The sequence below is a fragment of the Halorhodospira sp. 9622 genome (assembly GCF_022228025.1).
In the GTDB taxonomy this organism is placed as follows: domain Bacteria; phylum Pseudomonadota; class Gammaproteobacteria; order Nitrococcales; family Halorhodospiraceae; genus Halorhodospira; species Halorhodospira halophila_A.
In genome coordinates this window covers 31,725-51,379 of the sequence record NZ_JAJNRE010000015.1, presented here as the reverse complement: position 1 = coordinate 51,379, position 19,655 = coordinate 31,725, and the positions used below count along the sequence as shown (strand labels likewise).

The window sequence follows — 19,655 nt, the reverse complement described above, 5'->3', positions numbered from 1 at the left end:
GCTGCGTATTCTGCCGATCCTCCACTGCGTTGGTCAAGCCTCTATGGGGTTTTCCGTGCCCGTCCTGCCGCCCCCGCGATCGCCCGGGGCCATCGCGGGGGCGAGGAGCGGTGCCGATCAGCCGCCCAGGGCCTGCTGCAGCCGGTCCATGGCGCGCTCCAGGTTCTCCATACTTGTAGCATAGGAGATGCGCGCGTACCCGGGGAGACCGAAGGCGGAACCCGGGACCAGGGCGACGCCGGCGTCGTTGATCAGCTGCTCGGCGAAGGCCACATCGTCCTTGGCGCCGACCCGGTTCATCGCCTCCTCCATGTGCGGGAAGCAGTAGAAGGTGCCGTCGCAGGGTGTGCAGCTGACCCCCGGCATGGCGTTCAGCCGCTCGACGACGAAGTCGTGGCGGGCCTTGAACTGCTCGAGCATGGGCTGGATGCAGCCCTGATCGCCGTTGAGCGCGGCCAGCGCGCCGGCCTGGGAGATGGAAGCCGGGTTGGAGGTGCTCTGCGACTGCACCTTCTTCATGGCGCCGATCAGCGGGGCTGGGCCGGCCGCGTAGCCGATCCGCCACCCGGTCATGGCGTACGCCTTGGAGACGCCGTTGACCACGATGGTCCGGTCGACCAGCTGCGGGGCGGCCATGGCGATGTTGGTGAAGGGTTCATCGCGCCAGAGGATGTGCTCGTAGATGTCATCGCTGACCACCACCACCTGGGGGTGCTGCTCGAGCACGGCGCCCAGCGCCGCCAGTTCGTCACGGGTGTAGGCGGTGCCGGTGGGGTTGGACGGGCTGTTGAGGATGACCATGCGGGTCTTGCGGGTCAGGGCCTGCTCGAGCTGCTCGGGGGTGATCTTGAAGCGGCTCTCGGCACCGGCGGCCACGAACACCGGCTGAGCACCGAAGACCAGGGCCATGTCCGGGTACGAGACCCAGTAGGGCGCTGGGATGACCACTTCGTCGCCCTCGTTGAGCACCGCCGCCATGGCGTTGAACAGGGACTGCTTGGCACCGCTGGAGACGAGGATCTGGCTGGGCTCGTAGTTCAGGCGGTTGTCGCGCTCGAGCTTGTCGATGACCGCCTGCTTGAGCTCGGCAGTACCGTCCACGGCGGTGTAGCGGGTCTGCCCCTGTTGGGCGGCCCGGACGGCGGCCTCGATGATGTGCGGGGGGGTGTCGAAGTCCGGTTCGCCGGCGCCGAGGCCGATGACGTCGTGGCCGGCGGCGCGCAGCTCGGCGGCGCGGGCGGTGACGGCGAGCGTCGGCGATGGCTTGATGCGCTGGACGCGATCGGCAAGCTGAAGGTCCATGGTCTGGCTCCGCGTTGAAAGTTGGGCTCGGTGCGTATGATAAGGGTTTTCGGGTCGGGTGTTCACGGTTCAGTGCGCGTGGGGCGGGGTTGAGGCTTCGGGGTTCAGTGGGCAGGGTCCGGCAGGTGGTGTCGTTGGTCGAGCGGGTAGACGCTTTGTGCAGGGCGCCGGGTCAGGGTGCGCCCAAGATGAATGCGGGGGTTCGATGACGGAACGTTTCAAGCTCAATGCCCGGTTTCAGCCGGCGGGTGATCAGCCCCAGGCCATCGAGGAGCTCGTCGAGGGGATCGAGTCGGGGCTCTCGGATCAGACCTTGCTCGGGGTCACCGGTTCCGGCAAGACGTTCACCATCGCCAACGTCATTGAGCGGCTGCAGCGCCCGGCGATCCTGCTCGCTCCCAACAAGACCCTGGCCGCCCAGCTCTATGGCGAGATGCGCGAGTTCCTGCCGGAGAACCGGGTCGAGTACTTCGTCTCCTACTACGACTACTACCAGCCCGAGGCGTACGTGCCGTCGTCGGATACCTTCATCGAGAAGGATGCCTCGGTGAACGAGCACATCGAGCAGATGCGCCTGTCCGCCACCAAGGCGCTCCTCGAGCACCAGGATACGGTCATCGTCGCCTCGGTATCGTCCATCTACGGCCTCGGTGACCCGCAGGCGTACATGTCGATGCTCCTGCACCTGGTCCGCGGCGAGCGCATCGACCAGCGGGCGATCCTGCGCCGGCTCGCCGAGCTGCAGTACACCCGCAACGACACCGAACTCACCCGCGGGACCTACCGCGCCCGCGGCGAGGTGATCGACATCTTCCCGGCCGAGTCCCCGGAGGAGGCGGTGCGGGTGCAGCTCTTCGACGATGAAATCGAGGAGATCAGCTGGTTCGACCCGCTCACCGGCGAGCTGCTGCGCCGGGTGCCGCGGGTGACCATCTATCCGAAGACCCACTACGTGACCCCGAAGGAGCAGCTGCACCGGGCCGTCGAGCAGATCAAGGAGGAGCTGCGCGAGCGCCTCAGCGAGCTGCGCGCCGCCGACAAGCTGGTGGAGGCGCAGCGGCTCGAGGAGCGGACCCGCTTCGACATGGAGATGATGCTCGAGCTCGGCTATTGCAATGGCATCGAGAACTACTCGCGCTACCTCTCCGGGCGGGCGGCCGGTGAGCCGCCGCCGACCCTGTTCGATTACATCCCGCCGGAGGCGGTGCTGTTCATCGATGAGTGCCACGTCACCGTTCCGCAGATCGGCGGCATGTACAAGGGCGACCGTTCGCGCAAGCAGACGCTGGTCGACTACGGCTTCCGCCTGCCCTCGGCGCTGGATAATCGGCCGCTGAAGTTCGAGGAGTTCCGGCGCCTGGCGCCGCAGACGGTCTTCGTCTCGGCAACGCCCGGCCCGTTCGAGGAGGAGCACGCCGGGCAGGTGGTCGAGCAGGTGGTTCGCCCCACCGGGCTGGTCGATCCGGAGGTGGAGGTGCGCCCGGCCACCGCGCAGGTCGATGATGTCTATGGCGAGATCCGCGCCCGCGCCGAGCGGGACGAGCGCGTGCTGGTCACCACGCTGACCAAGCGCATGGCCGAGGACCTGACCGAGTACCTGGAGGAGAACGGGATCCGCGTGCGCTATCTGCACTCCGACGTGGACACCGTTGAGCGCACCGAGATTATCCGTGACCTGCGCCTGGGTCATTTCGACTGCCTGGTCGGCATCAACCTGCTGCGCGAGGGGCTCGATATCCCCGAGGTCTCGCTGGTGGCGATCCTCGATGCCGACAAGGAGGGGTTCCTGCGCTCGACCCGTTCACTGATTCAGACCATCGGCCGGGCGGCTCGCAACATCAGCGGCCGCGCGATCCTCTACGCCGATCAGGTGACCGACTCCATGCGCCGCGCCATCGACGAGACCGAGCGTCGGCGGGCCAAGCAGATCGCCCACAACGAGGCCCACGGCATCACCCCGCAGGGCATCCGCAAAGAGGTGCCCGACATCATGGAGCGCGGCGGGGTGCCGGCGCCGGGCGCGCCGCAACGGGCGGCCGGAGTGGCCGAAGAGGCCGGCGCGTACGCCGGGCTGTCGCCGGCGGAGGCGGTACGGCGGATCCGTGAGCTGGAGAAGCGGATGCATGAGCACGCCAGGGATCTCGAGTTCGAGGCGGCCGCGCAGGTGCGGGACGAGATCCGCCGTATCGAGGAGCAGGCCCTCGGCGGCGGCGACGCCACGGCCGCCGCTTCCTGAGCGGGCCTGCGGTTCAGCTCGGACGGCGGTTCTGCATCAGGGTCTCGATATCCAGGCGTTTGTCGCCGTGCCGGGTGCGCATGAGCACGTCGTGCTCGTAGTGGTAGTAACGGGCGATGAAGTAGGCCGAGCGCAGCGCCGCGATCTCGGTCTGCGAGTTGCCGATGTGCTGCACGCCGCCCTGTTCGTTGTAGAAGACTACCTCCCAGCCGTTGTCACGCTCCTCGATGATCAGCCGGTAGGTTGTGCGCAGTCGCGGTTTGTGCGGCCGGGGATTCAACAGCTGCTCTCCTGATCGGGCAAGTCGCCCCCATCCTGCCATGGATCGGCGCCGCCGCGGGGATCCAGGAGGGGCGCACGCCTAGAACTATAAGACTTCTAAAGAGTCTTCCCTTCGGGTTCGGGAATATGTACCCTTTGAGTACGGATTGAGCGAAGTCAGAGATCATGCTCCGAATCAACCGCGAGACCGATTACGGCGTTGTCATCCTCTCGGCCATGGCACGCCGGCCGGGAGAACGGGTCAACGCCGCGCAGCTGGCGGGCGCCCACGGCCTGCCGCAACCGATGGTTAGCAAGGTCATGAAGCAGCTGGTGCATGCCGGGCTGCTGTGCTCCTACCGCGGCGCCAAGGGCGGCTACGGCCTGGCCCGGCCCCCCGAGCAGATCTCGGTGGCCGAGGTCATCGAGGCCCTCGAGGGGCCGATCGCCTTCACCGAGTGCGTCGAGAGCGGGACCGATACTTGCACGCACGTCGAGGACTGCAATGCCAGCGCCACCTGGTCGCGGATCAGCTCCGTGGTCCGGCAGGCCCTGGCGGCGGTGAGTCTGGCGGAGATGGGCGAGCCGGCCAGCGCGCCGGTGGGGATCTACCCCCGTCAACAGGTTATTGGCCACTGAGCAGCCGGAGGCTTGGGCGACATGTCGAGCAGCAACGAAACCATTGAACGGTTCACCAGCCGGGGCTACGAGGCCGGCTTCTTCACCGATATCGAGCAGGAGTTTGCACCACCGGGGCTCAACGAGGAGACCATCCGGTTCATCTCCGAGAAGAAGGGCGAGCCGGAGTGGATGCTCGAGTGGCGGCTCGAAGCCTACCGCGGCTGGCTGGAGATGGCCGTGCCGCAGTGGCAGAACGTGCAGTTCCCGCCCATCGACTTCCAGGCCATCTCCTACTACGCCGCCCCCAAGCAGGGGCCGAAGAGCCTCGACGAGGTCGACCCGAAGCTGCTCGAGACCTACGAGAAGCTCGGCATTCCGCTGCACGAGCAAAAGATGCTCGCGGGCGTGCAGGAGGAGGGCGAGCCTGCCGAGGGCGCCCGGCGCTCCAACGTGGCGGTGGATGCGGTCTTCGACTCCGTCTCCGTGACCACCACTTTCAAGGACGAGCTGGCCAAGCACGGGGTCATCTTCTGCTCGATCTCCGAAGCGCTGCACGAGTATCCGGAGCTGGTGCGGCAGTACATCGGCAGCGTCGTGCCGCGCAAGGACAACTTCTTTGCCGCGTTGAACTCGGCGGTCTTCTCGGACGGCTCTTTCGTCTACATCCCCGAGGGCGTGGAGTGCCCCATGGAGCTGTCCACCTACTTCCGCATCAACGCCGGGCATACCGGGCAGTTCGAGCGGACCCTGATCATTGCCGAGAAAGGCAGTTCGGTCTCCTACCTGGAGGGCTGCACCGCGCCGCAGCGTGACGAGAACCAGCTGCACGCCGCCGTGGTCGAGCTTTACGCCCACGACGATGCGCAGATCAAGTACTCCACGGTTCAGAACTGGTACCCCGGCGACGAGAACGGCGTCGGCGGCGTCTACAACTTCGTGACCAAGCGCGGCCTGTGCGCCGGTAAGCGCTCGAAGATCTCCTGGACCCAGGTGGAGACCGGTTCGGCGATCACCTGGAAGTATCCGAGCTGCGTGCTCAAGGGCGACGACTCCATCGGCGAGTTCTACTCGGTGGCGGTGACCCGTGGCCGTCAGCAGGCGGATACCGGCACCAAGATGATCCACATCGGCAACAACACCCGCAGCCACATCATCTCCAAGGGGATCTCGGCGGACTACGGCCAGCAGAGCTATCGTGGCCTGGTCAAGGTGCTGCCGACGGCGGGCAATGCCCGCAACTACTCGCAGTGCGACTCCATGCTCATGAGTTCCCACTGCGGCGCCCACACGTTCCCGTACATCGACATCCAGAACCCCACCGCGCAGCTCGAGCACGAGGCCACCACCTCGAAGATCGGCGATGACCAGATCTTCTACTGCAAGCAGCGTGGCATCAGCGAGGAGGACGCGGTCTCCATGATCGTCAACGGCTTCTGCAAGGAGGTCTTCCAGGAGCTGCCCATGGAGTTCGCCGTCGAGGCGCAGAAGCTGCTCGAGGTCACCCTCGAGGACAGCGTCGGATAAGACAGATTCCCAGGAGAAGCGGACCATGCTGAAGATCAACAACCTCCACGCCAGCGTCGAGACGACGGAGATCCTCAAGGGCATCGACTTCGAGATGGGCCCCGGCGAGGTGCACGCCATCATGGGGCCCAACGGTTCGGGCAAGAGCACCCTGTCCAAGGTGCTCGCCGGCGATGAGAGCTACGAGGTCACCGACGGCGCGGTGACCTTCGAGGGGCAGGATCTGTTCGAGATGGAGCCCGAGGAGCGGGCCCGGGCCGGGGTCTTTCTCGGCTTCCAGTACCCGGTGGAGATCCCCGGGGTGAGCAACAGCTACTTCCTCAAGGCGGCGGTCAACGCCGCCCGTGAGGCCCGGGGTGAGGGCGAGATCGACCCGGTCAGCTTCCTCAAGATGGCCCGCGAGCGGGCGCAATGGGTCAAGCTTGACGAGTCGCTTCTCAACCGACCGGTCAACGCCGGCTTCTCCGGCGGCGAGAAGAAGCGCAACGAGATCTTCCACATGGCCATGCTCGAGCCGCGGCTGTGTATCCTCGACGAGACCGATTCCGGGCTGGACATCGACGCCCTGCGCGCTGTGGCCGACGGCGTGAACAGCATGCGCGACCCGCAGCGCTCGTTTTTGATCATCACCCACTACCAGCGCCTGCTCAGCTACATCGTGCCGGACTACGTGCACGTCATGGTCAACGGGCGCATCGTGCGCTCCGGCGGCAAGGAGCTGGCCGAGGAGCTGGAGCGCACCGGCTACGCCCTGTTCGAGGACGAGGAGGCTGCCTGACATGGGAGCGGTGGAAGAGCTCAAGAGTCACCCGCGCGCGGTCTTCGACGACCTCGCCGACCCGGGGCCGGCCTGGCTGGCCGAGCGTCGTCGCGCGGCCATGGCCACCTTCGACGCCCACGGCTTCCCGACCCGGCGCTGGGAGGCGTGGAAGCACATCGACCTGACCCCGGTGCTGCGCAGCGACTTTCGCCCGCCGCAGGGCCCGGGCGAGGTAGACGACGGCCTGACCGGGCGGCTTGATCAACTTCTCCCGCCCGGCGATGGGCCCCGGCTGGTCTTCGTTGATGGGCAGCTGGATCCGGCGCGTTCGGATTACGCCAAGCTGCCCGCCGGGGTCTCGGTGCGCCCCCTGAGCGAGGCGCTGGCCGAGGAACCCGCCTGGCTGCAGACGCATCTGGCCGCCCACGCCGACCCGGCCAACAGCCCGTTCATCGCCCTGAACACCGCTTTGATGGGCGAGGGAGTGGCCGTGCAGGTGGCCCGCGGGGCGATGGTCGAGGCGCCGCTGCTTATCGTCTGCTACACCAGCGCTGCCACTGCCGGCCACGCCGTCTACCCGCGTGTGATCGTCCACGGCGAGGAGGCCAGCCACCTGCGTGTGGTGGAGTACCATAGCGGTGATCCGCAGGCGGCCTACCTCAGCTGTCCGGTCACCGAGCTCATCGCCGATGCCGGCGCCCAGGTGGATCTGACCCGGATCAGCGAGGAGGGCGACGCCGGCTGCCAGCTGGGGGCGGTCAGCGGCACCGCTGCCCGCGATGCCCGGGTCGGCGCCCACTCCTTTGTCTGGGGCGGCGACAAGGTGCGTGTGGACATCGAGGCGACCGTACAAGGCGATAACGGCGAGGGGGATCTCACCGGCATCCACCTCAGCGACGGCCAGCGCTTCGTCGACCACCACACCTGGGTCCACCACGACGCCGAGCACACGCGCAGTCGCCAGGTCTTCAAGGGCGTGCTCGACGGGCGCTCGGAGACCGTCTTCGACGGCCTGATCAAGGTCCATCCGGGGGCGCAGAAGACCGACGCCGAGCAGGAGAACCGCAACCTGATCCTCAGCCCGCGGGCGCTGGCCCACTCCAATCCGCGCCTGGAGATCTTCGCCGACGACGTGCGCTGCACCCACGGCTCCACGGTGGGCGAGCTCGATGAGCAGGCGCTGTTCTACATGCGCGCCCGCGGCATCGATCCCGTCGTGGCCAAGAGCCTGCTGACCTACGCCTTCGTCGCCGAGGTGGTGGAGACCGTGCGTTGCCCGCAGGCCGCCGCGTACGAGCGTGCGCTCCTGCGCCGGTTCCTGCCGGGCGGCGAGCAACTGGAGGGTTTTGAGGCATGAGCATGGTCGAGGAGGCGACCCGCCCGGGGGCGGTGGATGTGGACCGGCTGCGCGCCGACTTCCCCGTGCTCCGCCGCGAGGTCAACGGACGGCCGCTGATCTACCTCGACAGCGCCGCCAGTGCGCAGAAGCCGCAGTCGGTGATCGATGCCGAACTCGGCTGCTATCAGCACTACTACGCCAACGTCCATCGCGGGGTGCACACCCTCTCCCAGGAGGCGACCACGGCCTTCGAGGGGGCGCGGACCGAGGCCCAGCGCTTCCTCAACGCCCCCAGCGAGCGGGAGGTCATCTTCCTGCGCGGGGTCACCGAGGCGATCAATCTGGTGGCGCACAGCTTCGTCGCGCCCCGGGTCGGGCCGGGGGATGAGATCCTCGTCACCCACATGGAGCACCACTCGAACATCGTTCCCTGGCAGCTGGTCTGCGAGCGGACCGGTGCCACCCTGCGGGTGGTGCCCATCGACGACAACGGCGACGTGGATCTGGAAACGGTGCGCGGCATGATCCATGAGCGCACCCGGCTGGTCAGCGTGGTCCACGTCTCCAACGCCCTCGGTACCGTCAACCCGGTGGCGGAGATCGCCGCCATGGCCCGGGCCGAAGGGGTGCCCGTGCTCCTGGACGGGGCGCAGGCCGCTCCCCATCTGCCGGTGGACGTCCAGGAGCTGGGGGTCGACTTCTACGCCTTCTCGGGCCACAAGGCCTACGGGCCTACCGGCATCGGCGTCCTGTGGGGCCGCTATGAGCACCTGGCCGGGATGGTGCCGTATCAGGGCGGGGGCGACATGATCCGCCACGTCTCCTTCGAGGGCACCGAGTACGCCGAGCCGCCGGCGCGCTTCGAGGCGGGGACGCCGAATATCGCCGGCGCCATCGGCCTGGGCGAGGCACTGCGCTATATCGAGGCCATCGGCCGCGAACGGATCGCCGCTCGGGAGGAAGAACTGGTCGGCCACGCGGCCGAGGCCATCGCCGCGGTGCCGGGGGTGCAGCTCATCGGCCGGCCGCAGCGTCGGGCCGGGGCCGTCTCCTTCATCATGGAGGGGACGCACCCCAACGACGTGGCCATGCTCCTCGACGAGCAGGGGATCGCCATCCGCGCCGGTCACCACTGCGCCCAGCCGCTGATGGAGCGCTACGGCGTGCCGGCCACGGCACGGGCGTCGTTCGGCGTCTACAACACCCACGACGAGGTGGAGAGCCTGGTGGTGGCCCTGGAGAAGGTCCGCCGCCTGTTCGGCTGACCGACGCGGCCGGGGCGGTGGCGCCGGCGCCCCGGCCGGTGGCGGCTATGGCTCGTAGAGCATCCGCACCGCCCCCCAGTGTTTGCCCCGGACCTGGATCGGGGCGGAGACGTCGCGGATCAACTCGAAGCGGCCGCCGCCCATGTCCCGCCGGTAGGTCTGCAGCAGGAAGGGTTTCTCGTTGCGCGCCGCCGACTGTGCGGTGCGGTCCTCCCAGATACGCCGCTGCCGGGCGTGGCGGGCGTTCCACTGTGGGTCGCCGGGACGCTGCGGGTGCGAGACGTGGCGATTGTGGGTGGGGATGTAGCCCCGGTTGTCGATGACGAAACACCCGGAGATGTGCGCATCCTCCAGTGGCGGCTCCTGGAGCTCGGGCAGGACCCGATCGGTGAAGGCCACGAACCGCGTCTCATACTGCTGTGGGTCGGTCCCCGGGACCTCGCGGTAGTCGCGGTCGAAGAGGTCCGCCTCGCTGATCTCGCCTTCGCGGATGGCCGCCTCGAAGCGCTCCGACACCTGCCGCGCGACCTCCATGACCCGGACGATGTATGGGGTGTCCTCGGTCTCGACGTCCGAGGCGTTGGCCAGGTTCATCAGCTCCTCGGTGAAAGCGAGGAAGCGGTCGATCTGGGCCCGGCCGCGCTCGAGGTCAGAGTGGGAGGCCTCCAGCTCGGCGGTGTTGTGGTCGAAGCGCTCGATGGTGTGCTCGCTCTGCGTGTCGATCTCCTGGACCGCCTCGGCGATCCGCGCCGATTCGGCATCCACCGACGCCATGGACTGCTCGAGCTGCTCGAACAGGCTCTGCATCTGCCCCGTGGTCTGCTCCACCCGCTGCGCCCGGCGCGTGCTGTGGTGGCCGATGGCGATCAGCTCCTGGGTCTGCTCGGTGAGGTTCTGCAGGGTGCGGTCCATGTCCCCGGTGGCCTCGCTGGTCTGGGCGGCCAGGGACTTGACCTGCTCGGCCACCACGGCGAACCCCTGGCCGGCATCGCCGGCACGGGCTGCCTCGATGGACGCATTGAGGGCGAGCAGGTTGGTCTGCTTGGCGATGGCGCCGATCCCCCGCGCCACCTTGGTGACCCGCTGCATCGCCTCGTTGAGATGCTCCAGGTCGCTCTCGATCTCGCGCACCGAGGTGCTCAGCCCGGCGATCCGCTGCAGAGCATCGCGGATGCGGTCTTCGGAGCGGCGCATGTCGGCCCGCGCTGCACCGGAGACGTGCTGGGCGTTACGGGCCGCCGCGTCGACGACCTTGTTCGCCTCGGACAGGCGCTGGCACGACTCGCGCAGCTCCTGGAACAACCGCGCCTCGCGCTCCATCTGCGCGGCGGTGTCGTCCACGTTGCCGTGCACGTCGGAGACCTCCAGGCCCAGCTGGCTGGTCTCCTCCGAGACGCCGCGGATGGCCTGCGCCAGGGCGTGCTCCCGGGCGTCCCGTCCGGTATCCGCCCGGGGAGCGCCGGAGCGCCCCGGTAGGAAGCCACGGCCCCTCAAGAAATCGATGAACGCCATACCCGCTGCTCCGTCGCTATCGTTCACTCGCCGCCGTAGATCACCCGCAGGCAGCCCCGGACCTGCCCCCCGGCCTGCACCGGTGCGCTGATCTCCTGGACCACCGGCCCCGCGCCGCCGTACTGCAGCCGGTAGGTCTGCAGCAGGTACGGCTCGCGGCTGCGCAGGGCCGAGCGGGTGGGGCGGTCGTCGAGCCGCTGTCCCTGCAGAGCATCGCGCAGGCCGGTCGCGCCGCCCGGCGGCACGGTGGCCGCCAGGCAGTGCCCCTCGGCGTCGCAGATCAGGGCGGCGCGTACGCCGGTTTCTCCCTCGACGAGCTGCTCGAGGGCGGAGCGCGCCTGGGCGGCGATCTGCTCGGCGCCGGCCTCGGCCGGCAGCGTCTCGCCCAGTTCGGCGGCGATCCGGCGGATCCGCCGGATCAGCCGCGTGTCCCGGGTCTCCACCCCGTCGACGGCGGTGCGCCGGATCAGCTCGTGGGCGTGGCGACTGATCTTCTCGGCGCGCTGGTCGGCGGCCTGCAGCGTGTCGGTGGCCCGGCGCACGGTGTCGGCCAGCTCTTCGAGCCCCTCGACGGTGCGCCGGCAGTAGTGGTCGATGGTATGCACCGACTCGCGGACGCGGCCCGAGTCGGTGTCGATATCGGCCATGGCGCTGCCGGCGGTCTCCATGATCTCCTGGATCGCCTCGGTGCCGTCGCGCACCGCCTCGGCCTGCAGCGTGCTTTCGCCGCCTTTCTGGACCAGGCGGTCGATGATGTGGGTCAGCTCGTCGAGGATGGTGTGGATGTCATCGGTGGCGTCGGCGGTCTGCTTGGCCAGCGCCTTGACGTGCTCGGCCACCACGGCGAAGCCGCGGCCGACCTCGCCGGCCCGGTTGGCCTCGATGGTGGCGTTGAGCGCGAGCAGGTTGGTCTGCTTGGCGATGGTGGCGATCTCGCTGGAGACCTTCGAAACGCCCTGCAGCGCCTCGTTGAGGGCACCGAGCTGGCGTTCCACCCGCGTCACCGACTCGGCCAGCTCGCGGATCTCCTCCAGCGCCTTCTGGATCCGGGCCCGTGAGTGCTCCACGTTGCTGCCGGCCTCGGTGGCCACCTGCTGGGCGCGGTCGACGGCCTGGTGGACCACCTCGTTGCTGCGGGCCATGCTGCGGGCGTTGGTGCGCAGGTCGCTGAACGACTCATTCTGCCGCTCGAAGGCGGCGGCCAGGGCGTTGAGGACCTCGGTGATCTGCACCGCCTCAATGCCGATCGCCGAACTGCGCTCGGCCACCTGCTCGGCGACCTCCTGGCGCGAGCGGGTGACCGCGCGGGCGTCGGGGTGTGCGTGTTCCGGGGGCGTGGCCATGCGTTCTTTCCTGGCTGTGGGTGCCGTGCGGCTGCGGATCCCGCCAACGGGCCGCGGTGCCCGCGCGTGCCCCTTATAGCGTGGCGGCTGTCCGGCCGTAAAGCGTCGCGCCGGGTTCCGCCCGGCTCTGGTACCCTTGGCGGCAGCAAAGCCCGGTTCTGTAACGAGGCCCCCGAATGATGCGATGGCGGAAGCTCTCCGCGCTGCCGGCACTGGTCTGCCTGGCGCCGCTGGCCTGCTATGTGCCTCCTGATGACGGCATTGCCGATGGCGGTGGCGACGCGCGCACGCAGGCCGAAGCGCCCCGGCAGGACGACCGGGATGAGGCACAGCAGGAGCAGGGTGGCTGGTGGTCGCAGCCGCAGCCGCAGCAGGAGCCGGAGCAGGAACAGGGGGGCTGGTGGTCACAGCCACAGTCCGACGCCCGGCAGGAGACCCGGGGCGGTGCCGATGAGATCGCGGCGCTGGCGCAGCAGGCGCGGGAGGCCTACGAGAGGCGCGACTACGACCGGGCGGTACAGCACCTGGAGCAGGCCCTGGACCAGGCGCCGGAGCGGGCGGTGCTGTGGCAGAACCTGGCGGCGGTGCGCTACCAGCAGGGGCACCACCAGCGGGCCGAGGAGCTGGCCCTGCGCGCCGTAGACACCGGCGGCGACGACCTCGCCGTGATGCGCGAGGCGTGGTGGCTGGTGGCGGCGGCGCGCATGGAGCGCGGTGACCGGGGCGGCGCCCGGGACGCGGCCTCCTCGGCGCGAAGTTTCGGTGATACCGGAGACGGTGGCCTTGGCCGATTCTAGGCCGCCCGGGGGAGCCTTCGCCCGGGCCGTGGTCGCCGAACTCGATGTCGGCGGGGCGGTCAGCCGGGCCATCGAAGGGTTCGCCGCGCGCCCGGGGCAGCTGCAGCTTGGCGCCGCGGTGGCCGACACGCTAGCCGACGGCGAGGTGCTGGTGGCCGAGGCGGGCACCGGTATCGGCAAGACCTACGCCTACCTGGTGCCCACGCTCCTCGACGGCCGCCGGGTGATCATCTCCACCGGCACCCGGACCCTGCAGGATCAGCTCTACCACCGCGATCTGCCCCGGGTGCGGGCGGCGCTGCAGGGCGCATCCCCGCAGCCGATGCGCACCGCCCTGCTCAAGGGGCGGGCCAACTACCTGTGCCGTTACCGGCTGCAGCGGGCCGTGGAGGAAGGGCCGTTCACCGCCCCCGACGAGGTCGCGGCCATCCAGACGGCGGCGGAGTGGGCGCGGGCGACGGACAGCGGCGACCTGGCCGAGGCGCCGCAGGGCGTCGAGGGGGTGGCCGAGCGCATCACCGCCACGCCCGAGCGCTGTCTCGGTCAGGGTTGCCCGGCCTACGACACGTGCTTCTTCTACGAGGCTCGCCGGCGTGCCCACGAGGCCGACGTGCTGGTGGTCAACCACCACCTGCTGCTGGCCGACTGGGCGGTGAAGGATGCCGGCTACGGGGCCGTGCTGCCCGAGGCGGAAGCGGTGATCCTCGACGAGGCCCACCTGCTCCCGGACACGGCCGCGCGTTTCTTCGGTCACTCGGTCTCGGCGCGGGCGATCCGCGATCTGGTTCGCGATGTGCGTATCGCCGACCGGCGCGAAGCGGGCGACATGCCGGATTTGCGCGCGGCCATCGATACCCTGGAGGCGGCGGTCGCCGGGCTGCGCCTGGCCCTGGAAGGGGGGGAGCAGCGGGATGCCTGGTACACGGTGGCCGAATCGGGGGGCGCCGAGGCGGCCGAAGCCCTGCGCGGGGCAGCGGCTGGCCTGCAGCAAGCCCTCGCTCTGGTGGCCGAGCGTGGCCCCGAGCTGGAGGCGTGCCACCGGCGCGCCGGTGAGCTGGAGGAGGCCCTCGGCTGCTTCCTCGCCCCCGCGGAGGGCGAGGTCCAGTGGTACGAGACCCGCGGGCGGGGTTTCGCCCTGCACCGGACACCCCTGGATGTGGGCGGCAGTTTTCGCCGGCACATGGAGCGGGAGGCCGATGCCTGGGTTCTGCTCTCGGCCACGCTGGCGGTGGGTAGCTCCTTCGCTGCGTTCCGGGGCCGCCTCGGGCTGGCCGATACGGTGCGCACCGAGCAGCTGCCCAGTCCGTTCGACTACGCCGGCCAGTCCCTGCTCTACTGCCCCAGCGGGCTCCCGTTGCCCAACCAGGCGGGGTACGATCAGGCGGTGGTGGCGCGGGCCCGCGAGGTGATCGACTGCACGCCGGGCGGGGTTTTCCTGCTGTTCACCAGTCATCGGGCGCTGCGCCTGGCCCGCGAGCAGCTGGAGACGGCCCTGAGGCGACCGCTGCTGGTCCAGGGCGATGCCCCGCAGGGGCGGCTGCTGGAGGCCTTCGCCCAAGCCGGCGACGCCGTCCTGCTGGGTACGGCGAGCTTCTGGCAGGGGGTGGACATCCGCGGGGCGGCGCTCTCGGCGGTGATCATCGACCGCCTGCCGTTCGCCGCCCCGGGAGATCCGGTGACCGCCGCCCGGCAGCGCGCGGTAGAGGATGCCGGCGGGGTGGCGTTTCGCGATATCCTCTTACCCGAGGCGGTCATCGCCCTGAAACAGGGGGCCGGGCGCCTGATCCGCGACGACGCCGACCGCGGCGTGCTGATGATTGCGGACCCGCGCCTGCTCGGCAAACCCTACGGCCGACTGTTCCGCAACAGCCTGCCGGCGATGCCGCTGACCCGCCGTGTCGAGGATGTGAAGGCCTTCTGGGAGGGCGTGTTATGAGCCTCATCGACCGGATTGCCGAACGCCGACTGGAAGAGGCCGTGGAGCAGGGCGAGCTCCAGGACCTGCCCGGCGCCGGGCAGCCGCTGGAGCTCGATGACGACTCCATGATCCCCGAGCATCTGCGCACCGCCTACCGGGTGCTCAAGAACGCCAACTGCATCCCACCGGAGTTGGCCGAGCGCCAGGAGATCCGCAGCCTCGAGGACCTCATCGACGCCCTCTACGCCGATGCCTCCGCCGAGGCGGCGGAGCAGCGCAGCCAGGCCGAGCGGCGGCTGTCGCTGCTGCGCGCCCGGCTCGAGCGCAGCGGCCACGACGCCGATGCCCTGTACGTCGCCGAGCAGGGCTACCGGGATCGGTTGCTGAGGCGTTTCAGCAACGCCGATCCGGAGGACGGCGCCGACTGAGCGAGGCGCTTTTCTCCGTGCAGACCCTTCCCTTCAGTGACAAAGCGAGTACAATGCCCGGTTTACTCAAGTACGTATCAGAAGCCCCGCCGCGGGGCCGATGACTCAACGTAACGGGAATCGCAAGGGCGCATATGGTTACCATTCGACTGGCAAGGGCGGGCGCGAAGAAGCGGCCCTTCTACCACATCGTAGTTACCGAGGCGAAAAAGCCGCGGGACGGCGCCTTCATCGAGCGCCTGGGCTACTTCAACCCCGTGGCCTCGGGGCAGGAGGCGCCGCTGAAGCTGGACGTCGAGCGCTCGAAGGCGTGGATCGCCAAGGGTGCGCAGCCGACGGAGCGTGCGGCTCAGCTGATCCGGCAGGCCGAGCGCGCCGAGCAACCGGCTCAGTAAGCCGGTCCGCGGTCCATGCCGGATCGTGAGCCCAGGCGGGTCGTCGTCGGCCGGATCGTCGGGCTGTTCGGTGTGGCGGGGTGGGTCAAGGTCTACTCCTACACCCAGCCGAAAACCAACCTGTTCGCTTACGCCGACTGGGAGCTGGCCACCGCCGACGGCTGGCGGGCTGTTCGGCTCGAGGCGGGGCAGGAGCAGGGCAAAGGCCTGATCGCCCGGGTCGCCGGCATCGATGATCGCGACGAAGCGCGGCAGTGGGTTGGCAGCGACATCGCGGTAGCGCGGGAGCTGCTGCCGGAGCCGGATCCCGGCGAATACTACTGGGTCGATCTGCAGGGGCTGGCGGTGCGCACCGTCGACGGCGTCGAGCTGGGGGCTGTCAGCCACCTGTTCGAGACCGGCGCCAACGACGTCATGGTCGTGCGCGGCGAGCGAGAGCGGCTGATCCCGTTTACCCTCGACCACGTCGTTCAGCGGGTCGATCAGCAGGAAGGCGTCATCGAGGTTGACTGGGACCCCGAATTCTAGGCGCATCGACGTCGTCACCGTCTTCCCGGAGATGGTCGAGCAGGTGGCCCGGTTCGGGGTGGTCGGCCGGGCGGCCGAGCGGGGCCTGATCGAGCTGGCTGCGTGGAACCCGCGGGACTACGCAACCGATCGGCACGCCACCGTGGACGACCGGCCCTACGGCGGTGGTCCCGGCATGGTGATGAAGGTGGAGCCGCTGCGCCGGGTCATCCAAGCGGCTCGGGCAGCGGATCCGCGCCCGGCCCGGGTGATTCACCTCAGCCCCCAGGGGGCGCGGCTGGATCAGGACGGGGTGGCGCGCCTGGCGGCCCGCGAGCGGGTGATCTACCTCTGTGGCCGCTACGAGGGCATCGACGAGCGGCTGCTCGAGGCCGAGGTGGACGAGGAGCTGTCCATCGGCGACTACGTACTCAGCGGCGGCGAGCTCGCCGCCATGGTCGCCATCGACGCCACTACGCGGCTGGTCCCGGGGGCGCTCGGGCACGAGGACTCGGCGGCCGAGGACTCCTTCGCCACCGGGCTGCTCGACCATCCGCACTACACCCGCCCGGAGGTCTACGAAGGGCAGGGGGTGCCGGAGGTGCTGCGCTCCGGGGATCACGGGGCGGTGGATACCTGGCGGCTCAAGCAGGCCCTGGGGCGGACGTGGCTGCGTCGCCCGGATCTGCTCGCCGGGCGGGAGCTGGACGAGCGGCAGCGCCGCTTGCTGGATGAATTCATCGTCGAGCACCGCGCAGGGGCGCGGGCCGGCAACGATCACGAAGAAACGTAGAACCGAGGGGAATCGTCATGAACGTCATCGACGAACTGGAGCGCGAGCAGATCGAGGCGTGCAAGCACACGGTGCCGGAGTTCGCCCCGGGCGACACCGTGCTGGTGCAGGTGTGGGTGCGTGAGGGCGGTCGCGAGCGCGTCCAGCCCTTCGAGGGTGTCGTCATCGCCAAGCGCAAGCGCGGCCTGAACTCCTCGTTCACCCTGCGCAAGACCTCGCACGGCGAGGGCGTCGAGCGGGTCTTCCAGACCTACAGCCCGCAGATCGAGAGCATCAAGGTCAAGCGCCGCGGCGACGTGCGCCAGGCCAAGCTCTACCACCTGCGCGAGCTCAGCGGCAAGGCGGCGCGCATCAAGGAGAAGATCAACTAAGGGCTTCGATTGCCCGGCTCATCCGGCTGGCGGCGGGCTCGTGGGCGGTATCGCGCACGGACTCCGCCGCCCGCTCCGGATTGTCCAGGATCCGTTCCCGGGTCTCCTCGGCCAGGGCGCGGGCTTCCTCCCGATCTCGTGGCACCTCGCCGGTGGCCGAATCCGGCCCCGAGGCGTTGACCGCCACCGGGTCGCTGGCGCGCACCGACTCCGCATCCCGGTTGCCGGCCGCCTCGGTGCGCTCCTCCCGGATCCGTTCCGTCCCCGTTGTCTCCCCGTCCCGTTCCGGGCGCAGGGCCTCCTGGCGACGCTGCTCGGCAGCGTGCTCGGCGTGGTGGGAGCGGATCGCTTCGTGGCTGGCCGTGGCAGGGTCGATCTCGGTCATGGCTGCCTCCGTCGTTCCATCCCCTGAAGATAGCACGCGGGCCGCGGCCCGGTTCGGAGGTTGCCGGAGCGGGTATTGTCAGGCGCGCGTGATGCGCCGGGAGCGGTCGCTGGCGGTGTAGCCGCCGTGGGTGCCGTAGGTGAGTTCATCGGCCCGCTCGTGGGCGCCGGTGGCCAGGTCGAGCAGGCGCCGGGTATGGTCGAGGTTGCGGTGGATGAGGCGGCCGTTGGCCTCGTTGCGGGCCTGGATGGTGCGCAGCAACTGCTCCAGCTCGCCCCAGGCGGAGCGCAGCGACTCCGGTGCAGTACGCAACACCGCCCGCACGCCAGCGGTCCCCGGCGGATAGCCGGCTTCGGTGAGAACCCGCCGCAGCTGCTGCTCGGCCTCTTCCAGGGCCTCGACCTGGGCGCCCTTGCGGCGCAGGAGCTCGTCGAAGCCGTTCAGGTCCCGGTCGATCAGTTGCCGGGCCTCGGCCTCGAGGGTGGCGGCGAGTTCCCCGGCGCGCGCCTGGCAGCGCTCGACGCGCACGGCCAGGCGCTGCGCCAGCTCCGCGTCCAGCGTCTGGCGCGGAAAGCGGTCAGAGCGGCCGTGCTCCGCCGGCGTCATCACGACTCGACCAGCGCCTCAAGCTCAGCGAACTTCTTGGCGACTTTCTCGGCGTCCACCGGGTAGTCGCCGTTGGCGATCCGCTCCTTGATGGCTTCGACCCGATCCCGGTCGACTTCCGGGGTTTGGTCGATGCGTTCGCGGACCGTCTGCAGTCGTTCCGAGGTCTCGGCCTCGTCGGCGCCGCCTGCGCCCCGGGGCGGGGCGTTCGACGCCTCGTCGGCGCCGCCGCTCTTCGGGCCCTTGCCCGGCTGGGCGGTCGCGGGTCCGACGGGGCGCGGACCCCCTCCTTCGATCGGATTGGACATCGGGCTCTCCTCAAAACCTTTCCTATGCGGGCTGCAGCGCCGCTCCCTGGCCTGCATGGACCCGTGCTATCCGTATCTATCGGCGGCCCGGGCAGGAACTTGAGTCCTGGTTCCGGTTACTGTGACCCAGGTTGCCACTGACGGCAACTCCCGCCGCCTGCGGCCTAATCGCCGACCCGGACCTGGCCCTCGCCGACGACCCGTGCCTGGATCTCCCGTCCGGAGTCCAGGTTCTCCACCCGGATCCGGTCGCCTTTCTGGCCGTGCTCCAGGGCGCGGCCACGGCTGCTGATCTGGATGGCATCGCCCCGGCCGGCGGCGATGGTGACCCGGTCGTTGCGCTCGACCAGCGTCGGGGGCTGCACGTGGTTGCCGGTCACGGCCACCCCCTCGCGCAGGCTCCGGCGTACCTCCTGGCCGACCAGATCGCCGGCGTCGCGGTAGAACTCGCCGCGGACCCGGCGCGCATCCCGCGTAGCGGTGCGCAGATCCGCCGCCGCGAGCCGCTGTCCGCGGCGCAAGCTGCGTGCGGCCACCACCATCTCCGTCTTCAAGGTGGTTTCCATGCGCACGTAAACGGTCCAGGGTGCCTCTCCGCTGCAGCGCACCCCCACGGTACCGGCTTGGTGGGGGCTGCGCCCGCGGGGGATGAACCCCTCCAGCTCGCCGTCACACGCACGCAGTTTCAACCGGCCGTCCACCCCGCGGGCCTCGACCTCCACCTCGTCGTACTCGCCGGCCAGCGCCTCGCGCAGGAACACCTCCGCCGTCTCACGGATGGCCTCCGGCGACTGGGTGCTGGCCTGCGCCGCCGCCGGGGCCAGGACCGTCAGCGCCAACAATACGACGGCCAGGCGCCAGGCGGGCGACGGTCGCGCACTGCGCCCGACCCTGCGGGCGGGGGTGGCGCCGGCGGGTCTGCTCATCGGTCCGCGCGCAACCTCCATTCGGTTGGTGATCCTCCGGAGAAATATGCAAAGGGTG

At 69.6% G+C, this 19,655-nt stretch carries 21 protein-coding genes; 13 read left to right on the top strand and 8 right to left on the bottom strand.

Features of this window, described 5'->3' with window-relative positions; genetic code table 11:
• Positions 1–117: 117 nt before the first annotated feature.
• A complete protein-coding gene (locus LRG07_RS09565) occupies positions 118–1,302 on the bottom strand; it encodes a pyridoxal phosphate-dependent aminotransferase (RefSeq protein WP_201168613.1) in 1,185 nt (394 codons plus the stop codon).
• Positions 1,303–1,507: 205 nt separating this feature from the next.
• On the opposite strand from LRG07_RS09565, the gene uvrB reads away from it, so the two are divergent.
• On the top strand, positions 1,508–3,538 hold the full coding sequence (gene uvrB / locus LRG07_RS09560) for an excinuclease ABC subunit UvrB (protein ID WP_201168612.1): 2,031 nt from the start codon (positions 1,508–1,510) through the stop codon (positions 3,536–3,538).
• A gap of 13 nt (positions 3,539–3,551) precedes the next feature.
• Here uvrB and LRG07_RS09555 read toward each other — a convergent pair whose 3' ends face one another.
• Positions 3,552–3,818 (bottom strand): hypothetical protein, encoded by a 267-nt coding sequence (locus tag LRG07_RS09555; protein ID WP_201168611.1) that lies wholly within the window; start codon positions 3,816–3,818, stop codon positions 3,552–3,554.
• Between the two features lie 167 nt (positions 3,819–3,985).
• Between LRG07_RS09555 and LRG07_RS09550 the strand changes: the two genes are divergently transcribed.
• Genes LRG07_RS09550 through LRG07_RS09530 form a run of 5 tightly spaced genes read left to right on the top strand, consistent with a single transcriptional unit; the run spans position 3,986 to position 9,308 of the window.
• On the top strand, positions 3,986–4,438 hold the full coding sequence (locus tag LRG07_RS09550) for an SUF system Fe-S cluster assembly regulator (RefSeq protein ID WP_238642237.1): 453 nt from the start codon (positions 3,986–3,988) through the stop codon (positions 4,436–4,438).
• Between the two features lie 21 nt (positions 4,439–4,459).
• Complete coding sequence (sufB, locus tag LRG07_RS09545) at positions 4,460–5,944, top strand: Fe-S cluster assembly protein SufB (RefSeq protein ID WP_201168609.1); 1,485 nt, start codon at positions 4,460–4,462, stop codon at positions 5,942–5,944.
• A 25-nt stretch (positions 5,945–5,969) separates the two neighbouring features.
• Positions 5,970–6,722: a Fe-S cluster assembly ATPase SufC gene (gene sufC / locus LRG07_RS09540; protein WP_201168608.1), complete on the top strand. Its 753-nt coding sequence runs from the start codon at positions 5,970–5,972 to the stop codon at positions 6,720–6,722.
• A 1-nt stretch (position 6,723) separates the two neighbouring features.
• Positions 6,724–8,061: a Fe-S cluster assembly protein SufD gene (gene sufD / locus LRG07_RS09535; RefSeq protein ID WP_201168605.1), complete on the top strand. Its 1,338-nt coding sequence runs from the start codon at positions 6,724–6,726 to the stop codon at positions 8,059–8,061.
• Entirely contained in the window at positions 8,058–9,308 is a 1,251-nt protein-coding gene (locus LRG07_RS09530) for an aminotransferase class V-fold PLP-dependent enzyme (RefSeq protein WP_201168602.1), read from the top strand. Before sufD ends, LRG07_RS09530 begins: the two co-directional genes overlap by 4 nt.
• A 45-nt stretch (positions 9,309–9,353) precedes the next feature.
• Here LRG07_RS09530 and LRG07_RS09525 read toward each other — a convergent pair whose 3' ends face one another.
• On the bottom strand, positions 9,354–10,820 hold the full coding sequence (locus LRG07_RS09525) for a methyl-accepting chemotaxis protein (protein ID WP_238633564.1): 1,467 nt from the start codon (positions 10,818–10,820) through the stop codon (positions 9,354–9,356).
• A gap of 23 nt (positions 10,821–10,843) precedes the next feature.
• The gene (locus LRG07_RS09520; protein ID WP_238633563.1) at positions 10,844–12,163 is read right to left on the bottom strand and encodes a methyl-accepting chemotaxis protein; all 1,320 of its coding nucleotides are present in this window, start codon (positions 12,161–12,163) and stop codon (positions 10,844–10,846) included.
• Positions 12,164–12,339: 176 nt separating this feature from the next.
• Between LRG07_RS09520 and LRG07_RS09515 the strand changes: the two genes are divergently transcribed.
• From LRG07_RS09515 to rplS, 7 genes are all read left to right on the top strand, one after another.
• Complete coding sequence (locus tag LRG07_RS09515) at positions 12,340–12,960, top strand: tetratricopeptide repeat protein (RefSeq protein ID WP_201168593.1); 621 nt, start codon at positions 12,340–12,342, stop codon at positions 12,958–12,960.
• Positions 12,947–14,896 (top strand): ATP-dependent DNA helicase, encoded by a 1,950-nt coding sequence (locus LRG07_RS09510; RefSeq protein WP_238634966.1) that lies wholly within the window; start codon positions 12,947–12,949, stop codon positions 14,894–14,896. Before LRG07_RS09515 ends, LRG07_RS09510 begins: the two co-directional genes overlap by 14 nt.
• The gene (locus LRG07_RS09505) at positions 14,893–15,306 is read left to right on the top strand and encodes a DnaJ family domain-containing protein (RefSeq protein ID WP_201168590.1); all 414 of its coding nucleotides are present in this window, start codon (positions 14,893–14,895) and stop codon (positions 15,304–15,306) included. Before LRG07_RS09510 ends, LRG07_RS09505 begins: the two co-directional genes overlap by 4 nt.
• A 134-nt stretch (positions 15,307–15,440) precedes the next feature.
• The gene (gene rpsP / locus LRG07_RS09500; protein WP_201168587.1) at positions 15,441–15,701 is read left to right on the top strand and encodes a 30S ribosomal protein S16; all 261 of its coding nucleotides are present in this window, start codon (positions 15,441–15,443) and stop codon (positions 15,699–15,701) included.
• 15 nt (positions 15,702–15,716) lie between these two features.
• A complete protein-coding gene (gene rimM / locus LRG07_RS09495; RefSeq protein ID WP_201168584.1) occupies positions 15,717–16,229 on the top strand; it encodes a ribosome maturation factor RimM in 513 nt (170 codons plus the stop codon).
• Positions 16,207–17,001 carry a tRNA (guanosine(37)-N1)-methyltransferase TrmD gene (trmD, locus tag LRG07_RS09490; protein WP_201168582.1) on the top strand — a complete coding sequence of 265 codons (795 nt, stop codon included), beginning with the start codon at positions 16,207–16,209 and terminating at the stop codon, positions 16,999–17,001. The genes rimM and trmD overlap by 23 nt, the downstream gene beginning before the upstream one ends.
• Before the next feature lie 17 nt (positions 17,002–17,018).
• On the top strand, positions 17,019–17,372 hold the full coding sequence (gene rplS, locus LRG07_RS09485) for a 50S ribosomal protein L19 (protein ID WP_201168579.1): 354 nt from the start codon (positions 17,019–17,021) through the stop codon (positions 17,370–17,372).
• Here the strand turns inward: rplS and LRG07_RS09480 are convergent.
• The 4 genes from LRG07_RS09480 to flgA all read right to left on the bottom strand — a co-directional run bounded on the left by LRG07_RS09480 (position 17,365) and on the right by flgA (position 19,597).
• On the bottom strand, positions 17,365–17,757 hold the full coding sequence (locus LRG07_RS09480) for a hypothetical protein (RefSeq protein WP_201168576.1): 393 nt from the start codon (positions 17,755–17,757) through the stop codon (positions 17,365–17,367). The two genes, rplS and LRG07_RS09480, sit on opposite strands and share 8 nt — an antisense overlap.
• 78 nt (positions 17,758–17,835) lie before the next feature.
• Positions 17,836–18,363, bottom strand: coding sequence for a flagella synthesis protein FlgN (locus LRG07_RS09475; protein ID WP_238634965.1), 528 nt, complete (start codon positions 18,361–18,363; stop codon positions 17,836–17,838).
• On the bottom strand, positions 18,363–18,671 hold the full coding sequence (gene flgM, locus LRG07_RS09470) for a flagellar biosynthesis anti-sigma factor FlgM (protein ID WP_201168572.1): 309 nt from the start codon (positions 18,669–18,671) through the stop codon (positions 18,363–18,365). Before flgM ends, LRG07_RS09475 begins: the two co-directional genes overlap by 1 nt.
• Positions 18,672–18,835: 164 nt before the next feature.
• Positions 18,836–19,597, bottom strand: a complete 762-nt coding sequence (gene flgA / locus LRG07_RS09465) for a flagellar basal body P-ring formation chaperone FlgA (protein ID WP_201168570.1) — start codon at positions 19,595–19,597, stop codon at positions 18,836–18,838.
• Between the last annotated feature and the right edge of the window lie 58 nt (positions 19,598–19,655).

Bases quoted from the DNA above. Each gene is read 5' to 3' on its own strand.
- LRG07_RS09505 (WP_201168590.1), top strand. From the start codon at position 14,893: ATGAGCCTCATCGACCGGATTGCCGAACGCCGACTGGAAGAGGCCGTG.
- LRG07_RS09475 (WP_238634965.1), bottom strand. From the start codon at position 18,363: ATGACGCCGGCGGAGCACGGCCGCTCTGACCGCTTTCCGCGCCAGACG.
- LRG07_RS09550 (WP_238642237.1), top strand. From the start codon at position 3,986: ATGCTCCGAATCAACCGCGAGACCGATTACGGCGTTGTCATCCTCTCG.
- flgM (WP_201168572.1), bottom strand. From the start codon at position 18,671: ATGTCCAATCCGATCGAAGGAGGGGGTCCGCGCCCCGTCGGACCCGCG.
- rimM (WP_201168584.1), top strand. From the start codon at position 15,717: ATGCCGGATCGTGAGCCCAGGCGGGTCGTCGTCGGCCGGATCGTCGGG.
- rpsP (WP_201168587.1), top strand. From the start codon at position 15,441: ATGGTTACCATTCGACTGGCAAGGGCGGGCGCGAAGAAGCGGCCCTTC.
- LRG07_RS09530 (WP_201168602.1), top strand. From the start codon at position 8,058: ATGAGCATGGTCGAGGAGGCGACCCGCCCGGGGGCGGTGGATGTGGAC.
- sufB (WP_201168609.1), top strand. From the start codon at position 4,460: ATGTCGAGCAGCAACGAAACCATTGAACGGTTCACCAGCCGGGGCTAC.
- uvrB (WP_201168612.1), top strand. From the start codon at position 1,508: ATGACGGAACGTTTCAAGCTCAATGCCCGGTTTCAGCCGGCGGGTGAT.
- sufC (WP_201168608.1), top strand. From the start codon at position 5,970: ATGCTGAAGATCAACAACCTCCACGCCAGCGTCGAGACGACGGAGATC.
- LRG07_RS09525 (WP_238633564.1), bottom strand. From the start codon at position 10,820: ATGGCGTTCATCGATTTCTTGAGGGGCCGTGGCTTCCTACCGGGGCGC.
- LRG07_RS09480 (WP_201168576.1), bottom strand. From the start codon at position 17,757: ATGACCGAGATCGACCCTGCCACGGCCAGCCACGAAGCGATCCGCTCC.
- sufD (WP_201168605.1), top strand. From the start codon at position 6,724: ATGGGAGCGGTGGAAGAGCTCAAGAGTCACCCGCGCGCGGTCTTCGAC.
- LRG07_RS09515 (WP_201168593.1), top strand. From the start codon at position 12,340: ATGATGCGATGGCGGAAGCTCTCCGCGCTGCCGGCACTGGTCTGCCTG.
- flgA (WP_201168570.1), bottom strand. From the start codon at position 19,597: ATGAGCAGACCCGCCGGCGCCACCCCCGCCCGCAGGGTCGGGCGCAGT.
- LRG07_RS09520 (WP_238633563.1), bottom strand. From the start codon at position 12,163: ATGGCCACGCCCCCGGAACACGCACACCCCGACGCCCGCGCGGTCACC.
- LRG07_RS09565 (WP_201168613.1), bottom strand. From the start codon at position 1,302: ATGGACCTTCAGCTTGCCGATCGCGTCCAGCGCATCAAGCCATCGCCG.
- rplS (WP_201168579.1), top strand. From the start codon at position 17,019: ATGAACGTCATCGACGAACTGGAGCGCGAGCAGATCGAGGCGTGCAAG.